Origin of the sequence: Ornithinimicrobium pulveris, assembly GCF_050261105.1 — a bacterium.
Lineage (GTDB): Bacteria > Actinomycetota > Actinomycetes > Actinomycetales > Dermatophilaceae > Ornithinicoccus.
This window is the reverse complement of sequence record NZ_CP189837.1, coordinates 3,134,352-3,159,807: the sequence shown is the minus strand read 5'-3', so window position 1 is coordinate 3,159,807 and position 25,456 is coordinate 3,134,352. Positions and strand designations below refer to the sequence as shown.

At 69.3% G+C, this 25,456-nt stretch carries 21 protein-coding genes; 14 read left to right on the top strand and 7 right to left on the bottom strand.

The window, feature by feature from the left end:
- The first annotated feature begins 121 nt into the window (after window positions 1–121).
- Window positions 122–1,864 carry an alpha-amylase family glycosyl hydrolase gene (locus ACQBAT_RS14735; RefSeq protein WP_420748662.1) on the top strand — a complete coding sequence of 581 codons (1,743 nt, stop codon included), beginning with the start codon at window positions 122–124 and terminating at the stop codon, window positions 1,862–1,864.
- Here ACQBAT_RS14735 and ACQBAT_RS14730 read toward each other — a convergent pair.
- Window positions 1,834–2,646, bottom strand: a complete 813-nt coding sequence (locus tag ACQBAT_RS14730) for a DNA-binding response regulator (protein ID WP_420748661.1) — start codon at window positions 2,644–2,646, stop codon at window positions 1,834–1,836. The genes ACQBAT_RS14735 and ACQBAT_RS14730 overlap by 31 nt on opposite strands.
- Before the next feature lie 133 nt (window positions 2,647–2,779).
- Here ACQBAT_RS14730 and ACQBAT_RS14725 point away from each other — a divergent pair, with 133 nt between their 5' ends.
- Window positions 2,780–3,646: a glycosyltransferase family 2 protein gene (locus ACQBAT_RS14725; protein WP_420748660.1), complete on the top strand. Its 867-nt coding sequence runs from the start codon at window positions 2,780–2,782 to the stop codon at window positions 3,644–3,646.
- A gap of 15 nt (window positions 3,647–3,661) precedes the next feature.
- Here ACQBAT_RS14725 and ACQBAT_RS14720 read toward each other — a convergent pair whose 3' ends face one another.
- From ACQBAT_RS14720 to ACQBAT_RS14710, 3 genes are read right to left on the bottom strand one after another with little or no spacing between them, the layout of a single operon-like run.
- Window positions 3,662–6,433 (bottom strand): multicopper oxidase domain-containing protein, encoded by a 2,772-nt coding sequence (locus ACQBAT_RS14720; protein WP_420748659.1) that lies wholly within the window; start codon window positions 6,431–6,433, stop codon window positions 3,662–3,664.
- A 10-nt stretch (window positions 6,434–6,443) separates the two neighbouring features.
- Complete coding sequence (locus tag ACQBAT_RS14715; RefSeq protein ID WP_420748658.1) at window positions 6,444–7,856, bottom strand: MFS transporter; 1,413 nt, start codon at window positions 7,854–7,856, stop codon at window positions 6,444–6,446.
- Window positions 7,853–9,274, bottom strand: coding sequence for an MFS transporter (locus ACQBAT_RS14710; RefSeq protein ID WP_420748657.1), 1,422 nt, complete (start codon window positions 9,272–9,274; stop codon window positions 7,853–7,855). Before ACQBAT_RS14710 ends, ACQBAT_RS14715 begins: the two co-directional genes overlap by 4 nt.
- 242 nt (window positions 9,275–9,516) lie before the next feature.
- Between ACQBAT_RS14710 and ACQBAT_RS14705 the strand changes: the two genes are divergently transcribed.
- The 11 genes from ACQBAT_RS14705 to ACQBAT_RS14655 all read left to right on the top strand — a co-directional run bounded on the left by ACQBAT_RS14705 (window position 9,517) and on the right by ACQBAT_RS14655 (window position 20,971).
- The gene (locus tag ACQBAT_RS14705) at window positions 9,517–10,386 is read left to right on the top strand and encodes a helix-turn-helix transcriptional regulator (RefSeq protein ID WP_420748656.1); all 870 of its coding nucleotides are present in this window, start codon (window positions 9,517–9,519) and stop codon (window positions 10,384–10,386) included.
- A complete protein-coding gene (locus ACQBAT_RS14700; protein WP_420748655.1) occupies window positions 10,386–14,102 on the top strand; it encodes a nitrate reductase subunit alpha in 3,717 nt (1,238 codons plus the stop codon). Before ACQBAT_RS14705 ends, ACQBAT_RS14700 begins: the two co-directional genes overlap by 1 nt.
- Before the next feature lie 34 nt (window positions 14,103–14,136).
- A complete protein-coding gene (narH, locus tag ACQBAT_RS14695; RefSeq protein WP_420748654.1) occupies window positions 14,137–15,795 on the top strand; it encodes a nitrate reductase subunit beta in 1,659 nt (552 codons plus the stop codon).
- The gene (gene narJ / locus ACQBAT_RS14690) at window positions 15,795–16,625 is read left to right on the top strand and encodes a nitrate reductase molybdenum cofactor assembly chaperone (protein ID WP_420748653.1); all 831 of its coding nucleotides are present in this window, start codon (window positions 15,795–15,797) and stop codon (window positions 16,623–16,625) included. The genes narH and narJ overlap by 1 nt, the downstream gene beginning before the upstream one ends.
- A complete protein-coding gene (narI, locus tag ACQBAT_RS14685) occupies window positions 16,622–17,377 on the top strand; it encodes a respiratory nitrate reductase subunit gamma (RefSeq protein WP_420748652.1) in 756 nt (251 codons plus the stop codon). The genes narJ and narI overlap by 4 nt, the downstream gene beginning before the upstream one ends.
- Window positions 17,378–17,379: 2 nt before the next feature.
- A complete protein-coding gene (locus ACQBAT_RS14680) occupies window positions 17,380–17,754 on the top strand; it encodes a hypothetical protein (protein WP_420748651.1) in 375 nt (124 codons plus the stop codon).
- A 7-nt stretch (window positions 17,755–17,761) separates the two neighbouring features.
- Complete coding sequence (locus ACQBAT_RS14675) at window positions 17,762–18,940, top strand: ThiF family adenylyltransferase (RefSeq protein ID WP_420748650.1); 1,179 nt, start codon at window positions 17,762–17,764, stop codon at window positions 18,938–18,940.
- A 12-nt stretch (window positions 18,941–18,952) separates the two neighbouring features.
- Complete coding sequence (gene mobA / locus ACQBAT_RS14670; protein ID WP_420748649.1) at window positions 18,953–19,546, top strand: molybdenum cofactor guanylyltransferase; 594 nt, start codon at window positions 18,953–18,955, stop codon at window positions 19,544–19,546.
- Between the two features lie 133 nt (window positions 19,547–19,679).
- The gene (locus tag ACQBAT_RS14665) at window positions 19,680–19,907 is read left to right on the top strand and encodes a hypothetical protein (protein WP_420748648.1); all 228 of its coding nucleotides are present in this window, start codon (window positions 19,680–19,682) and stop codon (window positions 19,905–19,907) included.
- Window positions 19,873–20,625: a hypothetical protein gene (locus ACQBAT_RS14660; protein ID WP_420748647.1), complete on the top strand. Its 753-nt coding sequence runs from the start codon at window positions 19,873–19,875 to the stop codon at window positions 20,623–20,625. The genes ACQBAT_RS14665 and ACQBAT_RS14660 overlap by 35 nt, the downstream gene beginning before the upstream one ends.
- A gap of 106 nt (window positions 20,626–20,731) precedes the next feature.
- On the top strand, window positions 20,732–20,971 hold the full coding sequence (locus ACQBAT_RS14655; RefSeq protein ID WP_420748646.1) for a MoaD/ThiS family protein: 240 nt from the start codon (window positions 20,732–20,734) through the stop codon (window positions 20,969–20,971).
- A gap of 91 nt (window positions 20,972–21,062) precedes the next feature.
- Here ACQBAT_RS14655 and moaA read toward each other — a convergent pair whose 3' ends face one another.
- From moaA to ACQBAT_RS14640, 3 genes are read right to left on the bottom strand one after another with little or no spacing between them, the layout of a single operon-like run.
- Window positions 21,063–22,106: a GTP 3',8-cyclase MoaA gene (gene moaA, locus ACQBAT_RS14650; protein ID WP_420748645.1), complete on the bottom strand. Its 1,044-nt coding sequence runs from the start codon at window positions 22,104–22,106 to the stop codon at window positions 21,063–21,065.
- Window positions 22,106–22,621, bottom strand: coding sequence for a MogA/MoaB family molybdenum cofactor biosynthesis protein (locus ACQBAT_RS14645; RefSeq protein WP_420748644.1), 516 nt, complete (start codon window positions 22,619–22,621; stop codon window positions 22,106–22,108). The genes moaA and ACQBAT_RS14645 overlap by 1 nt, the downstream gene beginning before the upstream one ends.
- A gap of 18 nt (window positions 22,622–22,639) precedes the next feature.
- The gene (locus ACQBAT_RS14640) at window positions 22,640–23,116 is read right to left on the bottom strand and encodes a MarR family winged helix-turn-helix transcriptional regulator (protein ID WP_420748643.1); all 477 of its coding nucleotides are present in this window, start codon (window positions 23,114–23,116) and stop codon (window positions 22,640–22,642) included.
- Between the two features lie 68 nt (window positions 23,117–23,184).
- On the opposite strand from ACQBAT_RS14640, the gene ACQBAT_RS14635 reads away from it, so the two are divergent.
- Window positions 23,185–25,365 carry an MMPL family transporter gene (locus ACQBAT_RS14635; RefSeq protein WP_420748642.1) on the top strand — a complete coding sequence of 727 codons (2,181 nt, stop codon included), beginning with the start codon at window positions 23,185–23,187 and terminating at the stop codon, window positions 25,363–25,365.
- Window positions 25,366–25,456 lie beyond the last annotated feature (91 nt).

Below are 25,456 nucleotides of genomic sequence, written 5' to 3'. Positions count from 1 at the left end.
TCGTTCGAATGGGCGAGTGAGCACCAGCGGTTTAGCATGAGAGGTCGAGGGCGCGGGGACGCGCCCTTTGGCATGTGTGTGCGGGACACCCCGCACCCGTCCCGACCACACAGGAGTTCACGTGAGCGTTCCCGGCCTGGGTGCCATCCCCTTCGACGGTGGCTACGCCTTCCGCGTGTGGGCCCCGCACGCCGAGGAGGTCAAGGTCGTCGGCGACTTCAACGGCTGGAACGACTCGGCCCACGAGCTGCACGCCGAGGGCACTGGCTACTGGTATGCCGAGGTGCAGGGCGCCGAGCACGGACAGGAGTACAAGTACATCCTGCGCAATGGCGACGACTGGTTCATGCGGATCGACCCCCGCGCGCTCGCCGTCACCAACTCGGTGGGCAACGGGGTGCTGTACGACCACGGCCGCTTCGACTGGGAGGGCGACGAGGCCTTCGTGACGCCCGGGCAGCACGAGATGGTTGTCTACGAGACGCACATCGGCAGCTTCGTGGACAGCGACCAGGGTGGCCCGGCCAACCTGCTGGACCTCACCGGCAAACTGGACTACCTGCACGGTCTGGGCGTCAACGCGATCGAGCTGATGCCGCTCATGGAGTTCGCCGGCGACTACTCCTGGGGCTACAACCCGGCGCACATCTTCGCCGTGGAGCGGACCTATGGCGGGCCGGATGCGCTCAAGCTCTTCGTGCGCGAGGCGCACAAGCGGGGGATCGCGGTGCTCGTCGACGTGGTCTACAACCACTTCGGGCCCAGTGACCTCGCGACCTGGCAGTTCGACGGCTGGTCGGAGAACGGCAAGGGCGGGATCTATTTCTACAACGATCACCGCTCCTCGACGCCGTGGGGCGACACCCGCCCGGACTACGGCCGCCCCGAGGTCCGCGAGTTCATCCTGGACAACGCCCGGATGTGGCTGCGGGACTATCACGTGGACGGCCTGCGCCTGGACATGACGCCCTACATGCGGAGGGTCGATGGCACCCACGGCGATGACATCCCCGAGGGCTGGGCGATGATGCGGATGATCGGCGAGATGGTGCGCACCGAGTTCCCCCGTCGGGTGGTGATCGCCGAGGACCTGCACAACGAGATCGCGGTGACCGCCACCCAGCCCGGTGGTGCGGCGATGCACGCGCAGTGGGACAACCAGTTCGTGCACCCGGTGCGGGAGGCGCTGATCACCCCCTCCGACGCGGACCGCTCGGTCGCCTCGGTCGCCAAGGCCGTGATGCACAGCTATCACCACGCCTTCGACCGGGTGATCTACACCGAGTCCCATGACGAGGTGTCCAACGGCAAGGCGCGGATCACCTCCGAGGTGGACGGGGCCAACCCCACCGGCTGGGAGGCGCAGAAGCGGGCCACGCTGGGCGCGGCTCTGGTGCTCACCGCGCCGGGCATGCCGATGCTCTTCCAGGGCCAGGAGTTCCTCGAGGACGAGTGGTTCCGGGACACCGTGCCGCTGGACTGGGACCGGGCGTGGGCCTTCCGGGACATCACCCAGATGTTCCGTGACCTGATCCGGATGAGGCGCAATCTGGATGGCGACACCGCCGGGCTGTCCGGACCGAACACCACCCTGGTCACCCTGGACGATGACGCCAACGTGATCGCCTTCGTCCGCTCCACCGACGACGGGCAGCACGTGCTGGTGGCGCTCAACCTGACCGGGCACGCGGTGCAGCGCGCGGTCGAGTTGCCCGGCGGGCACTGGCGGGTGCGCTTCAACAGCGACTCGCGTCGCTACTCCAGCCTGTTCGGCGACCATGGGACCACCGACCTGGAGGTCGTGGACGGGCGCGCCGTGCTGGACCTTGGGCCCTACTCCTCGGTGGTCTTCGTCCCCGCCTGATCGCGGGGCTCGGCGGCCTCCTGCTCGGCCTGATCCTCGGCACGCAGATCGTCCTCGGTCAGATCGAGGGACTTCTCGGCGCTGGGGTTGCTGATCCGCATCGTGTCCGGCGCCATGCCGTGCTCAAGGCCCCAGCGCACCGCCTGTGCCCGGCGGCTGACGCCCATCTTGCGATAGGCGGTGCGGATGTAGGTCTTGACCGAGTTGATGGACAGGTAGGTCCGGGCGGCGATGTCGCTGTTGGTGAGCCCCTGGGTGATGAGTGAGATCACCTCGGCCTCGCGCGCGGAGAGCTTCTCGGCGCGACCGGGCCAGTCCCCGCCCAGCCGCGAGCCATCTTCGTCATCGTCCTCGGTGATCTCGGCGTAAGGGGCATTGGCGGGGGTGTGCGTCGCCGAAACGACGATGTCACCCCGGGCCACCCGCTCGATCGCACCGAGCAGGGCGGGGGCGCTCAAGGATTTGTCCAGATAGCCGCGGCAGCCCTTGGCCAGCGCCACCTCGACCAGCTGCGGGTGCATGTTCCAGGTGTAGACCACCACGGCGCCGGGTTCCTTGCTCTCCAGCACCTCATCGATGTCCGCGGCATCGACCTGGGTCTCGGAGAAGGTGTCGTAGAGGGTGATATCCACCGGCGCCACCACCGGCACCTGGACGTCCAGCTCGACGACCTCGACCCGGTCTTGATACGGCGCGAGCATGGCGTGCAGCCCTCGCACCACGACCTCGTAGTCGTTGAGGATGGCCACCCGCAGGGGGCGATCGGAGGCGGAACCGGACATGATCGTCACCCTAGGCCGGGTCCAGCGCCTCGTCCCGTCGGAGCGACAGCCACCGCGGGTGCCACTCGAGGATGGGCACAGGTCACCCTTGAGGGTGTAGTCCCAGGTCAGCGCGGTGGCTTAGTGTCACGACGTGCCTGGGACCATTGCTGTGCTGACCATGACCCGGGGGCGTCACGCACAGCTTCTGGGCCAGGTCGACGGGCTGTCCGTCGGCTCCCTCCCGCCCCACGTGCACAGCGTGGTCTCGATGGGAGACCGGGATCTCACCCGCGGCCGACTCCCGCTCGCCACCGACCGCTGGCAGACCGTGGTCAAGCCGGTTCCCACCGATCGACGCGCCCTCCCACTCGCGGCGGCCCGCAATGTCGCCGCTCACGAGGCGATGGAGGCCGGTGCCCAGCTGCTGATCTTCCTGGACGGTGACGTCATCCCCGGCAGCCGCACCCTGGAGCGGTTCGCGGACGCCGTCGTAGCGCACCGCGACGGGGCCGGCCAGGCCGACCTGGCCGGGCCGGTGCTCTGGTGCGGGCCGGTCCAACTGCTCCCCGAGCCGCAGAACGACGCCGTCGGCTATCCCTTCGGTCGCCTGGACACCCTGGCTCGCCGGACCCCGGGGACCCCGCGGTTGCGGATCGGGGAGGTGCGGGCAGAGTCGCGCTGGGAGCTCTTCCGCGCGCTCGCCTTTGTGATGACCGCCGACGACTTCCGGGCCACGGGAGGCTTCCACCCGGGCTACACCGGGCATGGCCTCGAGGACGCCGACTTCGCCGAGGTCGTCCGCCGCGCCGGTGGGTCGATGGCCTGGGTCGGGGGCGCGACCTCCTACCTGCAGCCGGGCGAGCCGGTGGCGCCTGAGCAAGAGGTCAAGATCGCGGTCCAGCACGCCCGGGTCTGGCGGGAGCGCTGGGGCCAGCCCTCGCGGCACCCCTGGCTCACCCGGCTGGTGGGCGAGGGTCGTCTGCGCCAGGGGGCGGACGGCTCCTACCGCGCGGTCTGAACAGGGGCGTTCTGATCACTCGTCGGTAACCCGCACCATCCCCTTCGCGCCGCGCTCGGCGTCGACCATGATGTGCGAGACGACGGGGTAGTTCCCGGCCTCGGGGAAGGTCAGCTCGAGGAAGCCGCCCTGGGCGGCCTGCAGCCCGAGCGCCTGGGCGCCCGCATCCGCCGCCTCCGGTCCGAGCTGGTAGGCACCTTCGAGATAGAGGGTGTCGAACTGCCCGCCCACGATGTGGAAGGAGCTGGGTCGGTTCGGCCCGGCATCGAGCACCCAGAAGCGCACCCGCTCCCCGACCACGGCCTCGAACGGCTCCTGGACGTACTGGTTCGCGATCCCGTTGAAGACCACGAAGGCGGGCCGCTCGGCGAGCAGTGCATCCGCGTCCACCTCGGCGGCCGGCTCACCGCCCTGACCCGAACCGGGGACGAGGTAGACCTCGGACTGGACGACCACATACTCCCGATCCACGGGCGGCAGCCCGTCCGCGGGCTCGATGATCACCGCCCCAGTCATCCCCGCCGCAATGTGGCTGCTCATCGGGTGCGTGGAGCAGTGGTACATCCAGATCCCGGCCCGCTCCGCGGTGAAGGTGTAGACGAGGGACTCGCCGGGTGCGATCGTGCGCATCGGCTCGTCGGGGGCCAGCGCGCCGGCGTGGAAGTCGATCGAGTGCCCCATCGTCCCGTCGTTCTCCAGGGTGATCTCGAAGACGTCGCCGACGCGGCCGTGCAGGGTCGGCCCGACAGGTCCACCGTTGAAGGTCCATCGCGTCTGGGTGACGCCGGGCGCGACCTCGAGCTCGACTTCCTGGGCGGTGAGCGTGAGCTGGTGCACGTGCTCGTCGCCGAGGGGCGCCAGCGTGGGGTCCACCGGGTCGCTCACGCGGGCGTCCGGGTCCAGGTGGGGTGTCGGAGTGCCGACCCCGTCCCCGTATGCCGCCTCCCCCTCTCCCGTGCCGTCGCCGTGGCCGCCAGGTGAGTGGGAGTCCGCCATGCCAGGGGCCGGTGCATGTGGGCCGGTCACGATGACATCCAGGACCATCCCCATCTGTCGGTGGCCGACGATCGTGCACCAGCCCTGGGTGTCCGCTCCGACGATCCCCACGTCCAGGCTCTCCGTGGCTCCCGGCGCGAGGCGGGCGGTGCGCTGGCCGAGGAGGTGGAGGTCATGGACGTTGTTCGGATCGGCGTTGACCAGCTCGATGACGAGTCGATCACCGGCCGGGACCGTGATCGAGGACGGTTCGTAGCGCATGTCCTGCGCCTCGACCCGGACGGTCGTGGTCTGCCCTGTCGGGGTCACGACGGTCGAGCCCGCTGATGAGGTGCCCGAGGCGCCGACGAGACCACCCAGCCCGACGGTGGCAGGATCGGCGGCGAGGCCGACCGAGACCAGCAGCGCCAGCGTGGCGAGCGCGCTGGCGAGCTGGGTGCCGGACCAGACGGTGGGCAGTCGGATCGAGCGGTCCTCGCGCGTTGGGGTGGGCCGCGTCGGGGCGGACCCCGTGGGCGGTGGGGCCGCATCCTGCTTGGCCCGGAGGGCCGCGCGGATCCCCAGGAACATCAACGGGATGAAGGTCGCCAGCGCCGCCAGCACCAGCGTGGAGACCAGCACGCGGACGACGCTCGGCACGGGGAGCAGGCACAGCACCAGCCCGACGTTGATGAGGACCAGCCGGGCGGTGCCCCACCGGTCGAACCACCGCTGCCCGGCCCGCACGACAGTGCGGCCTCCGCCGAGCACCGAGGGGATCAGATAGGACAGCGCGCCGGTCAACAGCTGGGCGGCGAAGCCCACCACCAGCACCGCCGCGACCGGCCCGAAGCCCTGGGCCACCTCCCCCCAGTCCGGTGTGGTCGCCACCCGGTGCAGCACCAGCCCGAGCCCGATCAGCCACCAGGCCAGCGCGGCTCCCACCGAGGACGGGGCGAACTCGCGCGGTGGTGCTGTCCGCGCCGGAGCCAGCACGGCCGACCCCCAGAGGATGAGGGACACGGCATACAGGACCAGGGCGCCGAGGGTGAGCCAGCGGACGCCGATCAGGGTGCCGACGAGAACCTGGACCAGGGCGAGCACGAACAGCGGCAGCGCGAGGGTGGCCCGACGCTCGGCCCCGGGGGCGATCCGGGTGCGGAGCATGGTCGGCCAGAGGGTCAGCAGGGTGCCGGTGACGGTGAGCCCGACCCAGCCCAGGATGTTGACCAACACGTGCGCCAGCAGGAGCCGTCCGTGCCAGACGTCGGTGAGCCCGAACGCCAGCGTGGCGCCGAGCCCCACGCCGACGGGGAGGCAGGCCGCCGCGGCGAGGTAGTAGCGGACCGTCACCCGGAAGCGCCCAGGGAGCGCGGCCCGCAGCCGGCGCCACAGCTGGACGCCGTGGGTGAGCACCGCCGTCGCCACCAGGACCGCGCCCACGAGGGTGAGCGGCCAGATCGCGGTGGGGACGCCGACCAGGGTGATCGCGGTGCCGGTGAGCAGGATCCACAGCCGGACCGACTGGGCGCTCCGGTCATCCAGCCCTGGCCGGGTCTTGAGCAACGCCTGGGTGAAGTGGGTGCTCCACACCATGATCGAGTGGGTCAGCGCCCCGAGCAGGACGAGGTGCACCATCAGCCAGCGTGACGCCGGGACGAACGGGTGGACCAGCGTCAGCAGCACCGCGAGCACCAGCCATAGCACCCCCGGCCGGTCGCGCAGGCCCCAGGTGCCGCGTCCCGGTTGTGGTGCGGTCGGGACGCGGTGCTCGCGGGGCGGGGTCGCGGCGGGGGGCTGGAGCTGGGTCACCGGGAGTGGCTCAGCCGGGCTTGGGGGCGCCCGGGCGGGCGTACCGGAGCCAGGTGATGATCACGCACATCACGGCGAAGGCGATCCCGATCGCGTAGAAGGTGGTCGGGCTCATCAGGGTCAGGCCGACGCCGAACAGGAAGGGCCCGAAGGCGGCGATCGCGGCGGTCCAACCGATGACACCGCCAGCCTGGCGGCGCTCGAAGATCATCGGCATCTGCTTGAACGTGGAGGCGTTACCGATGCCGGCGAACAGGAAGATCGCGAGCATGCCCCAGAGGAACTTCGTGAAGCCCGCGTCCAGAGCTGCGGCCGAGGTGGTGTCGGGGACCAGGGCGGTCATCGTGAAGGCGATCGAGCCGATCAGGCCGATCCCGGACACCAGGGTCCAGATGGCCCCACCCATGCGGTCGGTGAGCGGCGAGAACAGGACCCGGGCGCCCGCGCCGACGAGCGGGCCGAGGAAGACGTACTTGACGGCCTCGGGCACGGCATACCCCTCGATGAGCAGTTGGGCGCTGGCCCCGGCGCCCTGGACGATGTCGGGGTTGCCGGCGCCGTAGAGGTTCTTCATCAGCAGCCCGAACTGGGCGGACAGGCCGGAGAAGGTGCCGAAGGTCATGATGTAGAGCAACGTCATGTACCAGGTGTCCTTGTTGCCGAAGATGTCGAACTGCTGCTTGATGTTGGCCTTGATCGGCACCGACCTCAGCAGCCACCACGCCAGCCCCGCCCCGAGCAGGCAGAACGGGATCCAGAAGAAGGCGGCGTTCTGGTAGAAGACCTCCTGGTTGGCACGGCCCGCGAGTTCCATCATCTGGCTGTTGCCGAGGAAGCCCAGCATGCCGAAGCCGATCAGCCATGGCGTGAGCAGCTGGACCAGGGAGACGCCGAAGTTGCCCAGACCAGCCTGCAGGCCCAGGGCCGTGCCCTGCATGCGCCGCGGGAAGAAGTAGGACGTGCTCGGCATGAACCCGGAAAAGGCGCCACCCCCGATGCCGGCGAGGAAGGCCAGCACCATCAGCTCCCAGTAGGGCGCCGTGGGCTCCTGCACCCGCACGCCCCAGCCGAGCAGCGGGAATACCAGCAGGAAGGTGGTGATCGCCACCATCTTGCGGGTGCCCAGGATCGGCGGCAGCACCATCCAGAAGATGCGCATCAGGCCGGCCGCGAGGCCGGGCATCGCGGCCATCCAGTAGAGCTGGCTCTGGGTGAAGGAGTAGCCCAGGTCGTTGAGCTTGGGAACGATCGCGCTGGGCAGGAACCAGGTGACGAAGCACAGGGTCAGGGTGAAGGTGGTGATCCACAGCGTGGACCAGGCGATCTTGCTGTCCCAGGTCTCCTCGTTCTCCGGGTCCCAGTTCTGCAACCACTCGCCGCCGGTGCGGCGCTCGTCGGCGGCGGGGGTGGGCGAGGTGCTCATGCGCGGGTCTCCTCGAGGGCGCTGGTGCTGGCTGTGGTGGTGCCGGTGAACGTGCGGTCGGCGTGCTCAGGGAGCGTGGCGCCGTCGGTGCGCTCGAGCTTGTCGTGCAGCTCGGGCGAGTGCTGGTGCAGCATCCCGACCACGGTGATGTGCATCCAGACCATGCAGATCACCGAGAGCAGGAAGAGCACGAAGAAGGTGCTGGTGGGAAAGCCGCTCCAGGCCTCGGTGTAGGCGAACAGCGGCGGCAGGAAGAAGCCGCCCAGCCCGCCGAGCATCCCCACCAGACCGCCGACCGGGCCGACGTTTCCGGGGAAGTACTCCGGGATGTGCTTGTAGACCGCGGCCTTGCCCACGCCCATCGCGCAGCCGAGGATGAACAACAGGATCGTGAAAGGCACGATGTGCATCGCGTAGCCGAGGTGCTCGGTCGAGCTGCCGTCTGCGTGGTTGATCACGATGTGGCCGTTGGGCATCATCAGGATCCCGCTGCTGATGATCATCACCCAGAAGGTGCCGTACATCGCGCGGCGGGCGCCGTAGCGGTCGGAAAACCAACCGCCGACCGGGCGCAGCAGCGAGGCCGGGAAGATGAAGACGGCGGTCAGCAGGCCGGCGGTCATCAGTGAGACGCCGAAGTTGTCGATGTAGTAGATCGGCATCCAGGCCGCCAGTGCGACATAGGCGCCGAAGACCGCCACGTAGTAGAGGCTGAAGCGCCAGACCCGGATCTGGCGCAGCGGCGTCAGCATCTCGCCGATCGTCTTGCTCGAGCCGGGCATCTTGTCCTGGGCGGGGGTGAGCACCCACGTGAGCACCGCCATCACGACCAGCAGGACGGCATACACGACCGGGATCAGCCGCCAGCCGCCCTGGATGCCCAGGATGACCGTCCCGCCCGCGGTCGCGGCGATGATCGGCGGGCCGATGAACTTGGTGACCGAGGCGCCGACGTTGCCGGCGCCGAAGACGCCCAGCGCCAGGCCCTGGCGCTCACGGGGTGCCCAGGCAGCGTTCCAGGCGATGCCGACCGAGAAGGAGTTGCCGGCGAAGCCGACGAGGAAGGCCAGGACGAGCAACATCCCGTAGCTGTTGGCGGTGCTGACCAGGTAGGCGGGCAGCGCGGTGACCAGCAACATCACCGACATGACCTTCCGACCACCGATGCGGTCGGTCAGCATGCCCGCGGGAAGGCGCCACATCGAGCCGTTGAGCACCGCGACCGCGGCGATCCAGGACAGCTGGGTGTCGGTGAGCCCGAACTCCTGCTGGATCGGTTTGCCCAGGATTCCGAACATCAGCCAGACCGCGAACATCAGGGTGAAGGCGATCGTGGAGGTCCACATCACGCGGGTGGCGCCCGATCCCAGGACCCCCCGATCTGGCTCCATCGGCGCTGCGGCGGGGGAGGTGCTCATCGCTCTCCTATTTGACGGAGTTGTTCATCTAAACATCGACCGTTCCGCAACCCTACACCCGACTTCACCCCGGCGGCCACTTCGCCGTCCGGGTGGAATTCGGACATGGCGACCTTTCGTATTACCGCAGGTAGTGCAGTGTTCATCTACCTTCAAGGGCGGTGGTGATCGAGGCCCCGAGGCGGCTTGCGGGAGCGCGTTGGATGGGCTTAGATAAGAGGATTCCGATAAAAGGAGTTCAGATGAGCACGGCGGATCCGGACCAGCCCGATGGTGCCGCCCTGCTGACCTCCGCGGTGCGGCGCCGGATCATGGATACCCTCGCAGCGCTGCCCCGGCTGACGGTCGAGGGCAGGCCGACCAGGGACGGTGGTCTGAGCGCGGCTGAGTTGGGGGAACGGCTCGACCTGCACAGCACGACCGTGCGCTTCCACCTCGACCAGTTGGTCGGCGCCGGGCTGGTGGACTCCCACTTCGTGCGCGACGGGGGAGCGGGGCGACCGAAGAAGAAGTACGTCATCGTCGAGGGCGACCTCAGTCAGGTGGTCCGCCCGGACGCGGCCGGTCCCTACCGGGTGCTGGCCACTCTCCTGGCAGATGCCCTCGACCCGGCGACGGCGACCGAGGTGACGCCCGAGCAGGCCGGCATCGACTGGGTGCGCCGACGTCTCGCCGAGCAGCGCGCCGCCGATGGCGATCAGCGGGAGGGAACTCCCGAGCGGGCTGGCACCACCGGCCAGTGGCTGGGCAAGGTCGGTGGGGTGGTCGATCTGCTGGAGGAGTGGGGCTACACCCCCGATCTCACCCTCGATGGGGCCGAGGGTGACCTGATCCTGACCCTGCGTGACTGCCCGTTCCTGGACCTCGCCCGCGCCCACCCGGCGGTGGTCTGCGGGGTGCACCGGGGATTGCTCAAGGGCGCGCTGCAGGAAGCAGGGGAGGAGCAGGCCGAGGTGAGCCTGCGCCCCTTCGTGGGCCCGGCGACCTGCCACGCCGTGGTGGTCCGGGATGCCAGCACTAAATCCGTCGTGGGCCTGGCCCTCCCCGGTGATCGCGATCCCGAAACCACAGCGACTGACATGTCCAGCGACAGCGACGAGGAGATCTCCTGATGAGTGAGCGCACGCAGAGCCGCCCGGGGCTGGACGGCCCGTTGAGTGAGGCGCTGGTCAGCACCAGCCGCTTCTTCACCCGGGGCGAGGTCTCAGCGGACCGGCGCTCGGTCCACGTCAAGGGTGGACGCGCCGGTGACTCCTTCTACCGGGACCGCTGGAGCCACGACAAGGTGGTCCGCTCCACCCACGGCGTCAACTGCACGGGCTCCTGCAGCTGGAAGGTCTACGTCAAGGACGGGATCATCACCTGGGAGGCCCAGCAGACCGACTACCCGTCGGCCGGTGCCGACCGTCCGGAGTACGAGCCGCGCGGCTGTCCGCGAGGCGCGGCCTTCTCCTGGTACACCTACAGTCCCACCCGGGTGCGCTACCCCTACGTCCGCGGCGTGCTGCTCGAGATGTTCCGTGAGGCCCGCCGGCAGTATGGCGATCCGGTGCTCGCGTGGGCCTCGATCGTCCAGGACGAGGACAAGTCCCGCCGCTACAAGGCTGCCCGCGGCAAGGGCGGGCTGGTGCGCTCGACCTGGGAGGAGGTCGTCGACCTCACCGCGGCGGCCTATGTCTACACGGTCAAGCGTTACGGCCCCGACCGGATCGCCGGCTTCTCCCCGATCCCGGCGATGTCGCCGGTCTCCTATGCCTCTGGCGCGCGCTTCAACGAGCTCATCGGTGCCCCGATGCTCTCCTTCTACGACTGGTACGCAGACCTGCCCAACGCCTCCCCGCAGATGTTCGGTGACCAGACCGACGTCCCGGAGTCGGGCGATTGGTGGGACGCGGGCTACCTGATCATGTGGGGCTCCAACGTCCCGCTGACCCGCACGCCTGACGCACACTGGATGACCGAGGCCCGCTACCGCGGCCAGAAGGTCGTCGCGGTCGCGCCGGACTACGCGGAGAACGTGAAGTTCGCCGACGAGTGGATCGCCTCCGACCCCGGCACGGACGGGGCGCTCGCGATGGGCATGGGCTATGTGATCCTCAAGGAGTTCTTCGTCGACCAGCAGGTGGACTTCTTCACGCAGTACAACCAGAAGTACACCGACCTGCCCTACCTGGTGACCCTCGAAGAGGTGAGCGACGACGACGGGGGAGCTGCGACATACCGGCCCTCGAAGTTCTTGGTCGCGGGCGACCTGCCCGACCACCCGGCGCACGGCGACGCCAACGCCGACTGGAAGCCGGCGGTCCTGGACCGGCGCACTGACGACATCGCGATCCCGAACGGCTCGATCGGGCACCGCTATGGCGAGGAAGACGCCGGCCGCTGGAATCTGGACCTCGGCGACATCGACCCGGTGCTGTCCCTCTACGGCGACTCCGGCGAGGCGGTCGAGGTCGAGCTGCCCCGCTTCGACAACGTCGAGGGTCACGTGCGCACCGAGCGTCGCGGCGTCCCCGTGCGACATGTCGGCGACCACCTCGTCACCACCGTCCTGGATCTCATGCTCGCCCATTACGGAGTCGGTCGCGACGGCCTGCCCGGTGCCTGGCCGAAGGGCTACGAGGACCCCTCGGTCCCGGCCACCCCGGCCTGGGCGGCGGAGATCACCGGCACCCCGACCGAGCAGATCGTGCGGATCGCCCGGGAATGGGCGCAGAACGCGATCGACACCGGCGGCCGCGGGATGATCCTGATGGGCGCTGGCGTGAACCACTGGTACCACGCGGACCAGATCTACCGGGCGATGCTGGTGCTCACCACGATCACCGGTTGCCAGGGCCGCAACGGTGGCGGCTGGGCGCACTATGTCGGGCAGGAGAAGATCCGCCCGATCATGGGCTTCCAGCACATGGCCTTCGCGCTGGACTGGGTCCGGCCGCCGCGGCACATGAACCAGACGGCGTACTGGTACGTGAACACCTCGCAGTACCGCTACGACACCTTCGATGCCGATGGCGTCAACGGGGCGACCGGCGTCTTCGAGGGGCGCACCACGATGGACCTGCTCGCGCAGTCGGTCCGGCTCGGCTGGACGCCCTCCTATCCGCAGTTCGACCGGTCCTCCCTGCAGGTCGCGGACGAGGCCGCCGAGGCCGGGATGGCTCCGGGGGAGTATGTCGCTGCCCAGCTCAAGGCAGGCTCGCTGACGTTCGCGGTCGAGGACCCGGAGAACCCGGACAACTACCCGCGGATCCTCTCCCTGTGGCGGGCCAACCTCCTCGGCTCCTCGGCCAAGGGCAACGAGTACTTCCTCAAGCACCTGCTCGGCACCGACAACGCGGTGAAGGCGACGGAGGCGCCGGAGGAGCTGCGGCCGCAGGACGTGCGCTGGGCCGATCGGGCAGGCGAAGGCAAGCTGGACCTGCTGCTCACCCTGGACTTCCGGATGACCAGCTCGACGCTCTTCTCTGACGTGGTGCTTCCGGCGGCGACCTGGTACGAGAAGCACGACCTGTCGACCACCGACATGCACCCCTTCGTGCACTCCTTCAACCCCGCGATCGCACCGCCGTGGCAGGCCAAGAGTGACTGGGAGGCGTGGAAGGAGATCGCCCGCCGCTTCTCCGAGCTCGCCGTCGATCACCTCGGCACCCGCAAGGACGTCGTCTGCAAGCCGCTGTGGCACGACACCCCCGAGGCAATGGCCACGGTGCACGGTCGGGTCAAGGACTGGAAGACGGGCGAGGTCGAGCCGATCCCGGGCAAGACGCTGCCCGTCATCGCCGAGGTCGAGCGCGACTACACCGCGATCTACCAGAAGATGACCGCCGTCGGGCCGTTGATGGAGAAGGTCGGCATGCTCACCAAGGGCGTGAAGTATGAGGTCGGCCGCGAGGTCGAGCTCCTGCGCCAGCGCAATGGCACCGCACGCGGCGGTGTGGCCGACGGTCAGCCGAAGGTGGAGACCGACATCCAGTTCGCCGACGCGATCATGCACTTCTCGGCGACCTGCAACGGCCACCTCGCCACCCAGGGCTTCAGGTTCCTGGAGCAGCGCACGGGCACCCAGTTGCACGACATGTCGGCCGAGCACGAGGGCAAGCAGATCACTTTCGCCGACACCCAGGCCTCCCCGGTGCCGGTCATCACCTCCCCGGAGTGGTCCGGCTCGGAGAGCGGCGGGCGGCGCTACAGCCCGTTCACCATCAACATCGAGCGGGACAAACCTTTCCACACCCTGACGGGTCGCCAGCAGTTCTACCTCGACCACGACTGGATGCTCGGGATGGGCGAGGGTCTGCCGACCTACCGGCCGCCGTTGAACATGACGACGCTCTTCGGTGAGACGCCGCTGGGTGAGCAGACCGAGCTGGGTGTCTCGGTGCGCTACCTCACCCCGCACAACAAGTGGTCGATCCACAGCGAGTACCAGGACAACCTGTTCATGCTCTCGCTGTCCCGCGGCGGCCAGACGATCTGGATGTCGGACCAGGACGCGGACAAGATCGGTGTCAAGGACAACGACTGGATCGAGGCGGTCAACCGCAACGGCGTGGTGGCCTGTCGGGCGGTGGTCAGCCACCGGATGCCCGAGGGCACGGTCTACATGCACCACGCCCAGGACCGGCTGATCGACGTCCCGCTCACCGAGACCGACAAGAAGCGCGGGGGGATCCACAACAGCCTCACCCGGATCCTGCTCAAGCCCAGCCACATCATCGGCGGCTACGCCCAGCACGCCTACTTCTTCAACTACATCGGGCCCACGGGCAACAACCGCGACGAGGTCACGATGATCCGCAAGCGGACCGCCCCGGTGACCTACTAGTCCACCCGACCACACGACATACAGGAGCAAGCACATGCGCGTCATGGCACAGATGGCGATGGTCATGAACCTGGACAAGTGCATCGGGTGCCACACCTGCTCGGTCACCTGCAAGCAGGCGTGGACCAACCGCCAGGGCACGGAATACGTCTGGTTCAACAACGTGGAGACCCGGCCGGGCCTGGGCTACCCCCGCGGCTACGAGGACCAGGAGACCTGGAAGGGCGGCTGGGAGGTCACCCCGGGTGGGCGGCTGAGGCTCAAGGCCGGCGGCCGGTTGACCAAGCTGCTCAACATCTTCTCCAACCCCAAGATGCCCAGCATCAACGACTACTACGAGCCGTGGACCTACGACTACGAGACGCTGCTCAACGCCCCGGCGCAGGACACCTTCCCGGTGGCCAAGCCGTATTCGCTGATCTCCGGCAAGCAGATCAACATCGAGTGGTCGGCGAACTGGGACGACGACCTCGGTGGTAGCCAGGAGCACGCGGTGAAGGACCCGATGCTCAAGGGCATCGAGGACAAGGTCAAGTTCGAGTTCGAAGAGACCTTCATGTTCTACCTGCCACGCATCTGCGAGCACTGTCTCAACCCCAGCTGCGCGGCCTCCTGCCCCTCCGGCGCGATCTACAAGCGCGAGGAGGACGGGATCGTGCTGGTGGACCAGGACCAGTGCCGCGGCTGGCGGATGTGCGTGACCGGCTGCCCCTACAAGAAGGTCTACTTCAACCACAAGACCGGCAAGGCGGAGAAGTGCACCTTCTGCTACCCGCGGGTGGAGGTCGGGCTGCCCACCGTCTGTGCCGAGACCTGCGTGGGGCGGCTGCGTTACATCGGGCTCATGCTCTACGACGCGGACAAGGTGCTGGAGGCGGCCTCCGTCCAGGACGAGCACGACCTGTATGCCGCGCAGCGCTCGGTCTTCCTGGACCCCCGTGACCCCGCGGTCGCCCGCGAGGCGGAGAAGGCGGGCATCCCTGGAGACTGGATCGAGGCAGCCAAGAAGAGCCCGGTGCTCAAGCTGATCCAGGACTACCGGGTGGCGCTCCCGCTGCATCCGGAGTACCGCACGATGCCGATGGTCTGGTACATCCCCCCGCTGTCGCCCGTCGTCGACGTCATCAAGGACACCGGTTACGACGCCGAGGACAAGGACAACCTGTTCGCCGCCATCGACGCACTGCGGATCCCGGTGGAGTACCTCGCGAACCTGTTCACCGCGGGTGACGTGCGGCCGGTGAACGACGTCCTGAGGAAGCTCGCGGCGATGCGGTCCTACATGCGCGACATCAACCTGGGCCGGGACCCGCAGGGGCACATCGCGGAGGCGGTCGGGATGTCTGAGGAGGATCTCTACGAGATGTTCCGTCTCCTGGCCATCGCCAAGTACGAGGACCGCTACGTCATCCCCACCGCCCACGGCGAGCAAGCGCACGCCCTGGAGGAGATCGCGACCGACTGCCCGGTCAGCACCTACGACGACGAGCTGATGGAGACGTCAGGTCCCTTCGGCGAAGGCTCTGGCCGTGGAGCGATGACGCCGGTCGCGGTGGAGAACTTCAAGATGCTCCAGCAGCGGCAGACCCAGGACAGCCTGGTCGGCGGCGGTTCGAAGCGGGGCCGGGTCAACCTGCTGAACTGGGATGGCAAGGGAATGCCCGAAGGGTTGTTCCCCAGCAAGGAGGACTGATGCTGCCCTGGAGACGCCACCGACGCACCACGGCTCGCCTCGACCCCACCCATCAGGCCGATGCCTGGCAGTTGTGCTCGCTGCTGCTGGACTATCCGGAAGAGGCGTTGTTCGAGCGGCTGCCGGTGCTGCGGGAGGCGGCCGCTGGGCTGCCGTCCTCGCTCGCCGATCCCTTCCTCCGCTTCCTGGGCCACGCCGAGGAGATGGGTCTGGCCGAGCTCCAGGTGGACTACGTCGACACCTTCGACGTCACCCGGAAGTGCTCGCTGCACCTGACCTACTTCCTGCATGGCGACACCCGCAACCGCGGGGTGGCGCTGGTGCGGTTCAAGCAGCTCTACCGTGAGCACGGCGTCGAGCTCGGCCCCGGTGAGCTGGCCGTGGTCGGGGACGGACTGGCTGAGCCCGGCGACCGCGAGCTGCCGGACTTCCTTCCGGTCGTGCTCGAGTTCGGCGCCACCGTCGCGCCTGACGCGGCGTGGAAGTTGCTCAACGACCATCGAGTCGGGATCGAGCTTCTCCACCGGGCCCTGGAGCGTCGCGACTCGCCCTGGCTGGCGGTGGTCAACGCTCTGCGGGCCACCCTGCCCCAGCTCGAGGGCGACGACGAGCAGGCCCTGCTGACACTGATCGCCCAGGGCCCGCCGCAGGAGCTGGTCGGCCTCGACGATGACGCCCTCAACGCGCCATACGCCCAGGACCCCGGCCTCGACCAGGCCAGGGGCAGTACGCCCTACCCGCCCAGCGGGTGTGGCGACCACGCTCGCCCGGCCGCACGGCCTACCTCGCAGCACCTCGGACCCTCGATCCCCGTAGGAGCCCCCCGATGAACACCTTCCTGTGGGTGATCTTCCCCTACATCTGCCTGGCGATCTTCGTCGTCGGCCACATCTGGCGCTACACCTACGACAAGTTCGGGTGGACCACGCGCAGCAGCCAGCTCTATGAGGACAAGCTGCTGCGGATCGGCAGCCCGCTCTTCCACTTCGGCATCCTGGGTGTCGCGGTGGGCCACTTTATGGGTCTGGTGATCCCCAAGTCGTGGACCGACCGGGTGGTGCCGGAGGAGACCTACCACCAGTTCGCGGTGATCGGCGGGATCATCTTCGGGATCATGACGATCCTCGGGCTGGCGATCCTGGTCTATCGCCGTCGCGCCACCGGTCCGGTCTTCTCGGCGACCACGGTCAACGACAAGGTCATGTATGCCGTGCTGATGCTGGTCATCGTGCTCGGCTGCCTCAACACCCTGCAGACCGCTGGACTCTGGGTCAGCGATGCCCAGACCGAGGCGCACGGCTACTTCAACTACCGCGAGAACGTCTCGGTCTGGTTCCGGCAGATCTTCTGGTTCCAGCCGGACGGGGCTCTCATGGACGGCATCCCGTGGAGCTTCCGGGCCCACGCCTTCTGGGCGTTCGTGCTGCTGGCGATGTGGCCCTTCACCCGACTCGTCCACGTCTTCTCCGCCCCCCTCGGCTACTTCGTGCGCCCCTACGTGGTCTACCGTTCGCGGGACAGCCGCCAGGGCGTCGCGACCGGCACCCGGGCTCAGAAGCGCGGCTGGGAGAGGATCGGCTGAGCATGACCCACCACCCCGTGACCGGCGATCTGGGCCTGCAGGAGGAACCGGCCGACGATGTCGTCGACCTCGTCGCGGTCGGGGACGAGCTGCTCGCCCGCGCCAGGGAGAACGGGACTGGGCGGGCCGTGCGCGCCGTCGTCCGTCAGCCAGGTCAACAGGTCATCCTGCTCGGGCTCCCCGCGGGTGGCGGACTCCCGGACCACGATGCCCCCGGACCAGCCTCGCTGCACTGCCTGACCGGTCGCGTGACGTTGAGCGCGGATGACCGCACCTGGGTTCTGATGCCTGGCCAGGTGGTGCGGATCCCGGACGCCACCCACGCGGTGCTCGCCCACGAAGACAGCACCTGTGTGCTCGTCGTCTCCGGGCGGTGACCGGCCGGTGACATCCCGACCGCACCTGCCCCTGGCTCCGCTCGTCACCCCGGGTCCGGAGCTGACCAGCGCGCAGATCTCCCGCTACTCCCGACACCTGCTCGTGCCCGGCATGGGTATGGAGGCGCAACGTCGCCTGCTCGCCGCTCGCGTCGCGGTGGTCGGTGCCGGCGGGTTGGGCAGCCCGATCGTCGCCTATCTCGCTGCCGCGGGCGTCGGGCACCTCACGATCATCGACGACGACGTGGTGGATACCACCAATCTGCAGCGTCAAGTGATGCACGGGACGGACTCGCTCGGGCGACCCAAGGTCGACTCTGCGGCGGCTTACGTGGCCGGGCTGAACCCGGACGTCGAGGTGACCACACGGCATACCAGAGTCACGTTGCAGAACGCGCAGGAACTGCTCGCCGGGCATGACCTGGTGCTGGACGGCGCCGACAACTTCCCGACCCGGTATGCCGTCTCGGACGCCGCGAGCGCGCTCGGCCTGCCGGTGGTGTGGGCGGCAGTGCTGCGCTTCGACGCGCAACTGTCCACCTTCGTGCCTGGGGCGGCGGGAGCGGTGAGCCTGCGCGACCTGTTCCCGGTCCCGCCCCGGCCCGAGGACGTGCCCTCGTGCGCCGAGGCGGGGGTGCTCGGCGCGCTGGTCGGCCAGGTCGGCTCGATCATGGCCGCCGAGGCGGTCAAACTCATCTGCGGCTTCGGGGAGCCGCTCGTGGGGCGGGTGCTGCTCGTCGACGCGCTCACCCAGCGGACCCGGGAGGTCCCCCTGCGGCCAGTCGGGTCGGTGGTGAAGCCGATCGATCGGGAGCCCGTGCGTGAGGTGCTGCCGCTGGCCGAGGTGTCGGTAGAGGCGGTCTCGCGGATGGTCAGCGAGGCAGAGGGAGAGGGGGAGGATGGCGCCAGTCCGGTTCCCGTGCTGCTCGATGTCCGGGAGCCGGGCGAGCACGCGCTCGGGACAGTGCCGGGGGCGCTGACGATCCCCGTTGGCGAGGTGCTGACCTGGGAGGACATCCACGGCGTGCTGCCCGAGGGTCCGGTGGTCGTCTACTGCAAGGCCGGCCCGCGGGCGCAGCGGGCGGCGACCCACCTGATCAAGATCGGTCATCCCGAGGTGGCGGTGATGACCGGCGGTATGCTCGCGTGGGTCGACCGCATCGATCCTTCCCTACCGTCCTACTAAAGAGCGAGCCCCGTGATCGATCTCATCGTCCTGGCCGGGGGGCGAGGGGTGCGTCTTGGTGGGCGGGACAAGGCTGCCCTGGTCGTGGGCGGGCGGACCCTTCTCGAGCGGGTGCTGGATGCCGCGCCGGGTTTGGGCGGAACTGCGGTCGTCGTCGGAGCCACGAGCGAGCCGGTGCCAGCGGGGACCCTGAGCACCGTCGAAGACCCGCCTGATGGCGGCCCGGTCGCGGGGATCGAGGCTGGCCTGAACGCCCTGGACCTCGAGCCCGGTGCGACCCGAGCCCCGTGGGTGGCGGTCGTCGCCGTGGATCAACCCAGGGCTGCCGCTGCGCTGGCCCAGCTGCGGGAGCATGTGGACCTGGTGCCCGGGCAGGTCGATGCCCTCGCACACCTGCATCCGGAGGGTGCGGTCCAGTGGTTGCTGGGGATCTATCGCCGCGACCGGCTGCGATGGGCGCTGCACAGCCTGCCCCGCACCCGCGACATCGCGGTGCGCCACTTGGTCGCCGATCTGAGATGGCTGCTGATCGCGACCGACGGCGAGGACCTCGGCGACGTCGACACCCCCGCCGACCTCGCCCACTGGCAGCACCGCACCCCCTGACCAACCACCTTCGACCGGACGCGCGATGTGTCGCCGAAAACCCCCACCGAACGTCCGCGGTGTCGCCGAAATAGTCCACTGAACGTGCCGGTCGATCCGGCGAGGTGGCCATCGGATAGATAGCGTTACGGTCATGGGTCAGATCTCCGACCAGCACCTCATCACCATCCTCGCCCGCGCCAGCCGTGAGTTCGACCGTGCCCGCGGATTGCTCATGGGTGAGGACCAGCCCACGTCTGAGCAGATCGAGGAGGAGGTGGAGAAATCTCCGGACTCCGGGGCCGGGGGCCCCAGCCCAGAGTCCAGTGGCGACGAGGCCACGGGCGATGAGCGGAGCGCAAGAACAAGCCACCGGCGATGACACCACCAGGCGCGGCGGCGTGCTGGGCGCGGTCACGTCGGCCGCCGGCGCGGTGGGCTCGGCGGCGACCACGGTGGGCTCGGCCGCGGCATCGGTCGCTCGCTTCGGCGCGCGTCAGGTGACCGGCAAGGTGCACCCGCGCCATGACGACTGGTCCGCAGCGGACCTGGACCACCGAGTGGACTGGTGGGTGGATCGATTCGGGACAGCCGTGGCCGCGCTGGTAGCCCTGCCTAGTTTCGGTGGTCGGATCGCCCGGATGGCGACCGCGCCCATCCTCAACACCCTCGGCGCAGCGGGCCAGGTGCTGGTGGTCAACGCAGTCGCGCACGAGGTCGGCGGGACCGATGAGGCCGACCGCGTGGCTGCGGCAGCCCGGATCGTGCTGGGTCGCGACATCCCGCTCGAGGACGTCCGCGCCGCCCTCCATCAGGGCGATCCCGGTCAGCCCGAGGACCTCACCGTCGAGACCGCCGCGGAGCCCGACCCCGAGGACCCGCCCGGCATCCTGCACCGGGTCGGCTCCAGCGCACTGCTGATCCGCCGGGTCGCACGACAGTTCCGCTCGATCGGTGACCTGCTCGACGAGCGACCACAGGGTGGGTTGATCGCGCGCACCATGCGCAACCTGCCGGCCGTCGGTCTGCTCGGCGGCTTCCTCGCTGAGCGAGGTGGTGTGCGCCAGGCCGCCCGGGAGGCCCGCCGCTCCTTCTCCTGACGTCGCGGACCTCGCGGACCTCGACGTCGCGGACCTGGGAGTCCTCAACATCGGAGTCGCGGACAGCGGAGTCTGGGGGAGGCCCCACGTCTGGGAGACTGGACCCATGGCGACGGTGAGATATTTCGCGGCGGCCGCCGAGGCCGCTGGCACACAGCAGGAGCACGTCCAGGCTGAAGACCTGGGCAGCCTCTTGGAGACCCTGGTGGCCCAGCATGGCGCCCAGCTGGAGCGGGTCCTGGAGCGCAGCTCGATCTTGCACGAGGGGCAGTACGTCTCCGACCGCGCCACCCCGATCGCGCCCGACGCCGTCCTCGACGTTCTGCCACCCTTCGCCGGCGGCTGAGGACTGGCGCCAGCTCGGCCCACGCTCACCAGACCGCGGCTCGTCCCACGCTGACCAGACCGCGGCTCGTCCCACGCCACTCGCCCTGAGCTCAGCCTCCGATGGCGCTCATCGGCCGCGGCGGCTGCAGGAAGCCCGGCTCGTTGATCCCATGCCCGGGAAGCTTGGCCCCGATCGACTCCCGGAAGAGCTGAGCCAATTCCTCATCGCTGGCCCCCTCGCGCATCGGATCGCGCAGGTTGGTCTCGCCGGTGGCGAACAGACAGTTCCGCACCTGCCCGTCGGCCGTCAGCCGCACCCGGTCGCACGTCCCGCAGAAGGGCATGGTCACCGAGGCGATCACGCCCACCGTCGCCGGGCCGCCGTTGACCAGGAAGAGCTCGGCCGGAGCCGATCCCCGCGCCTCGTCCGGCTGGGGCGTGAGGTCGAAGTGCGGCCGCAACCATCCGAGGATCTCCTCGCCGGTGATCATCTGCGAGCGGTCCCACTGGTGCTGAGCATCCAGCGGCATCTGCTCGATGAAGCGCAACTCATAGCCGTGCTCAAGCGCGAAGGCCAACAGATCAGGCGCCTCGACATCGTTCACGCCGCGCATCAGCACGGTGTTGATCTTCACCGGCACCAGCCCGGACCGGGCCGCGGCCTCGATCCCGGCGAGGGTATCGCTGAGCCGGTCGCGCTTGGCCAGCTCGATGAAGGTCTCCCGCTTCAGCGTGTCCAGGCTGACGTTGACCCGAGTCAGCCCGGCCTCCCGCAGCGCCGCCGCGTTCTTGTCCAGACCCACGCCGTTGGTGGTCATCGAGATCTCCGGCGCACCGGGCAGCGCAGCCATCCCGGCAACGACGTCGACCAGGTCGCGGCGCAGCAGCGGCTCACCACCGGTCAGCCGGATCTCCTCGATCCCGAGCGAGACGGCCACCCCGGCCAGTCGGATGAGTTCGTCGGTGCTCAGCATCGTCGCCCGCGGCAACCAGGGCACCCCGGCCTCGGGCATGCAGTACGTGCACCGCAGCGAGCACCTGTCGGTCACCGACACGCGCAGATCGCGGTGGACCCGACCGAAGCGGTCCACCAGGTGTTCGCGCTCAGGTGCAGTCGTCCGGTCCTCGGTCGGCTGGTTCGCGCGGTCGGTCATCAGTGGTCGCCTCCCGACACTTGGGCGAGTAAGTGCCCGAGCAGCGGGCCGAGCACGTCCATCCCCTCTTGCACCGCCGACGGGCGTCCGGGCAGGTTCAGCACGAGCGTGCCGCCGTGACCGCGCTCGGACGGCCAGTCGACGACGCCGACCAGGCCCCGGGAGACGGCCGCGTATGGCGTGTGCCGGCTTCCCTCCCGACGCAACAGTTCGGCCAAGCCTGGGTTGTCGCGGGTGATCACCTGGCGGGTCCCCTCCGGGGTGAGGTCGCGCGGACCCATCCCCGTGCCACCGGTCGTCACGACCAGGCGCGCACCGTCCTCGACGGCGTTGCGGAGAGCCCCGGCCACCGACTCGACACCGTCAGGGACCACGACCAGCCCGGTCACGGCATACCCGAGGGCCTCGAGCGCGGCGACCAGGATCCGGCCGGACTCGTCCTCGCGGCGGCCGTCCGAGCTGCGGTCCGAGACCGTGACGGCGACCGCGCGCAGGGCGTCGGACGGGGAGGTCATTCCTCCAGTGTAGGTCCACTACAGCAGGCGAGAGACTGCGCGGTCGGCAGCCTGGAGGAAGCGGAGCACGACGGCGCGCTCGTCCTCGGTGAGGTCGGCGTCGAGTTGGGCCAACTCCACGAACATCGGCATGAGATGCCCCATGAGCTCCTCGCGACCACTCGGCGTCGGCACCACCGCGGTGCGGCGGCGGTCGGTGGGGTGGGGCTGGCGCTGCACGTGGCCGCGGCTCTCCAAGCGGTCCACGATGCCGCTGGCGGCGGCGGTGGTGACCCCTAGCCGGTGGGCCAACTCGCTCGGCCCAACGGGCTCCTCGGTGACGTGCTCGAGCAGGGCCAGTTCCGTGTGCGTCAGACCAGCGCGACGGGCGATGGCGGGCGTGACCCGGCGGCCGCTGTCGAGCAGTTTGCGCAGCGCCAGGAGGGTCTCGCTGGGCTCCCACCGGTCGGTCCAGGCCGAGTGCGGGCCGCTAGTTCCCGTGCTAGATTCCGTCACGAACTTTCTCACTTGCTAAGGTACTTATTGAGTGATCTTGGCTCTCACCCTACTCCGAAGGGGTACCTGTGTCCCGCATCGTCGAGTTCATCACCGGGCGCCGGTCCTGGATCGTCGCACTCCTCGGCCTGCTTCTCGGTGGGCTCATCGTGGGTGGCATCGGGCAGGCGGAACGATCCCCCAGCCCGCTCGACAGCCTGCCTGCGGGCTTCGACGGCACCGAAGGGCAGGCGCTGCTCGATGAGTTGCCGGACGAGGGGACGCAGAGCGCGATCGTGCTCTTCACCGTCGAGGACGATCAGATCGCCGATCGGCTGCCCGATCTAGCCGCCGTGCTCGAGGAGGTGGCTCCCGACGGGGCCGAGCCGCCGGAGGGGCAGGGCGGCGAGGGTCAGGGCCCACCCCCGGGCGTCGAGAACGGCAACGACGAGGGAGGGCAGAGCGGCCCCCCGCCTGGGGTGGGGGACACGGCATACCCCATCATCCCGGCGGATGACGGGACGGCGGCCTTCAGCGTCCTCGTCCTGGACGCCCCCACCGCCAGCGACGCGCGGGACGCGGTCGCCGAGCTGCGCACCGGGCTGCGCGACGCGGTCCCGGACGACGTGACCGTGCAGGTCACCGGCCCGGCCGCGATCTCGGCCGACCTCGCCTCGGTCTTCGACGGCGCCGACATCACCTTGCTCGCAGTGACGGCCTCGGTGGTGGCGGTGCTGCTGATCATCACCTACCGAAGCCCGATACTGTGGGTCATCCCGCTCGCGGTCGTGGGCCTCGGCGACCAGGTCGCCGCCACCATCGCGACCCACGTGCTCAAGACGTTTGGCGTCGCCTGGGACGAGTCGACGTTCGGGATCCTCTCGGTGCTGGTCTTCGGTGCGGCGACCAACTACGCGCTCCTGCTGATCAGCCGTTATCGCGATGAGCTGCGCCGTCGGGAGTCGCGGCACGAGGCGATGGGGATCGCGCTGCGGCGCGCGGCGGAGGCGATCGTCGCCAGCGCGAGCACGGTGATCGTCGGCGTGCTCTGCCTGCTGCTGTCGGTCTTCCCGACCACGCGCGGGCTGGGTCTGGCCTGCGCGGTCGGGATCCTGGTCGCGATGACGATGGGTCTGATCGTGCTCCCGGCGGTGCTGGTGCTCTTTGGCCGCTGGATCTTCTGGCCGAAGGTTCCGCGCCAGGGTGAGCAGGGGTTGGCCGACTCCCGCTCGATCTGGCGGCGGATCGGTGACCTCGTCGCCGCCCGCCCCTGGGCCTGGATCGCCGGTGTCACCGTGCTGCTGGCGGCGATGTCGGTCGGGCTGTCCCAGTACCGCACCGGCCTCGCCCCCGAGGACCAGTTCCTCGACACCCCGGAGGCGATCACCGCGGCGCAGCGGCTCGGGGAGTCGTTCCCGGCCGGCGCGAGCGACCCGCTGGTGGTCGTCACCCGGACCGACGACGAGGCCGTGCTCGGGGAGCTGGCGGAGACGATCGCCGAGATCGACGGCGTCGACCAGGCCACGCCGGTGGCGCCGCACGCGGGGATCGGTCAGGTCCAGGTGGTGCTCGATGCCGAGCCGGGCAGTGAGGCGTCGCAGGACGCGGTCCGGGAGGTGAGGGCGGCGGTGTCCGGCTCCGACACCTATGTCACCGGTGGCGATGCCTCGGCGGTGGATGAGGATGAGGGCAGCGTGCGCGACCGCTGGGTCATCATGCCGCTCGTCCTGGCGCTGATCTTCGGGACTCTGGTGCTGCTGCTGCGCTCGGTGGTGGCGCCGCTGGTCCTGGTGGTCACCACGGTCGCGACATCCTGTGCGGCACTAGGCATCTCATGGTGGCTGTTCACCGGGGTCTTCGGCTTCGCCGCCATCGATTCCAGTATGCCGTTGCTCTCCTTCCTCTTCCTCGTCGCCTTGGGTGTGGACTACAACATCTTCCTGATCACGCGGACGCTGGAGGAGGCCGGAGAGCACGGCACCCGGGACGGCGTGCTGCGCGCGCTCGGCGCGACCGGCGGGGTGATCACCAGCGCGGGTGTGTTGCTCGCAGCGGTGTTCGCCGTTCTCGGGGTGCTGCCCCTGGTGGTGCTGGCCCAGATCGGCGTGGTGATCTGCATCGGTGTGCTGCTCGACACCCTGATCGTGCGCACCGTGCTGACCCCGGCGATCGTGCGGGTGCTCGGGGAGACGTTCTGGTGGCCGCGCAAGGTCGACGGCAGACAGGTCGGCAAGCACCGTGAGGAAGCCGTCGAAAAGATCGCCACCTGACCCCCCACCCCCCCGAGACCGGGGATGCGGGTTGACGCGACCGGGGACGCGATCTCTCGTGGGTGGTCCCTCCCGCGCGTTCGGTGGGGAC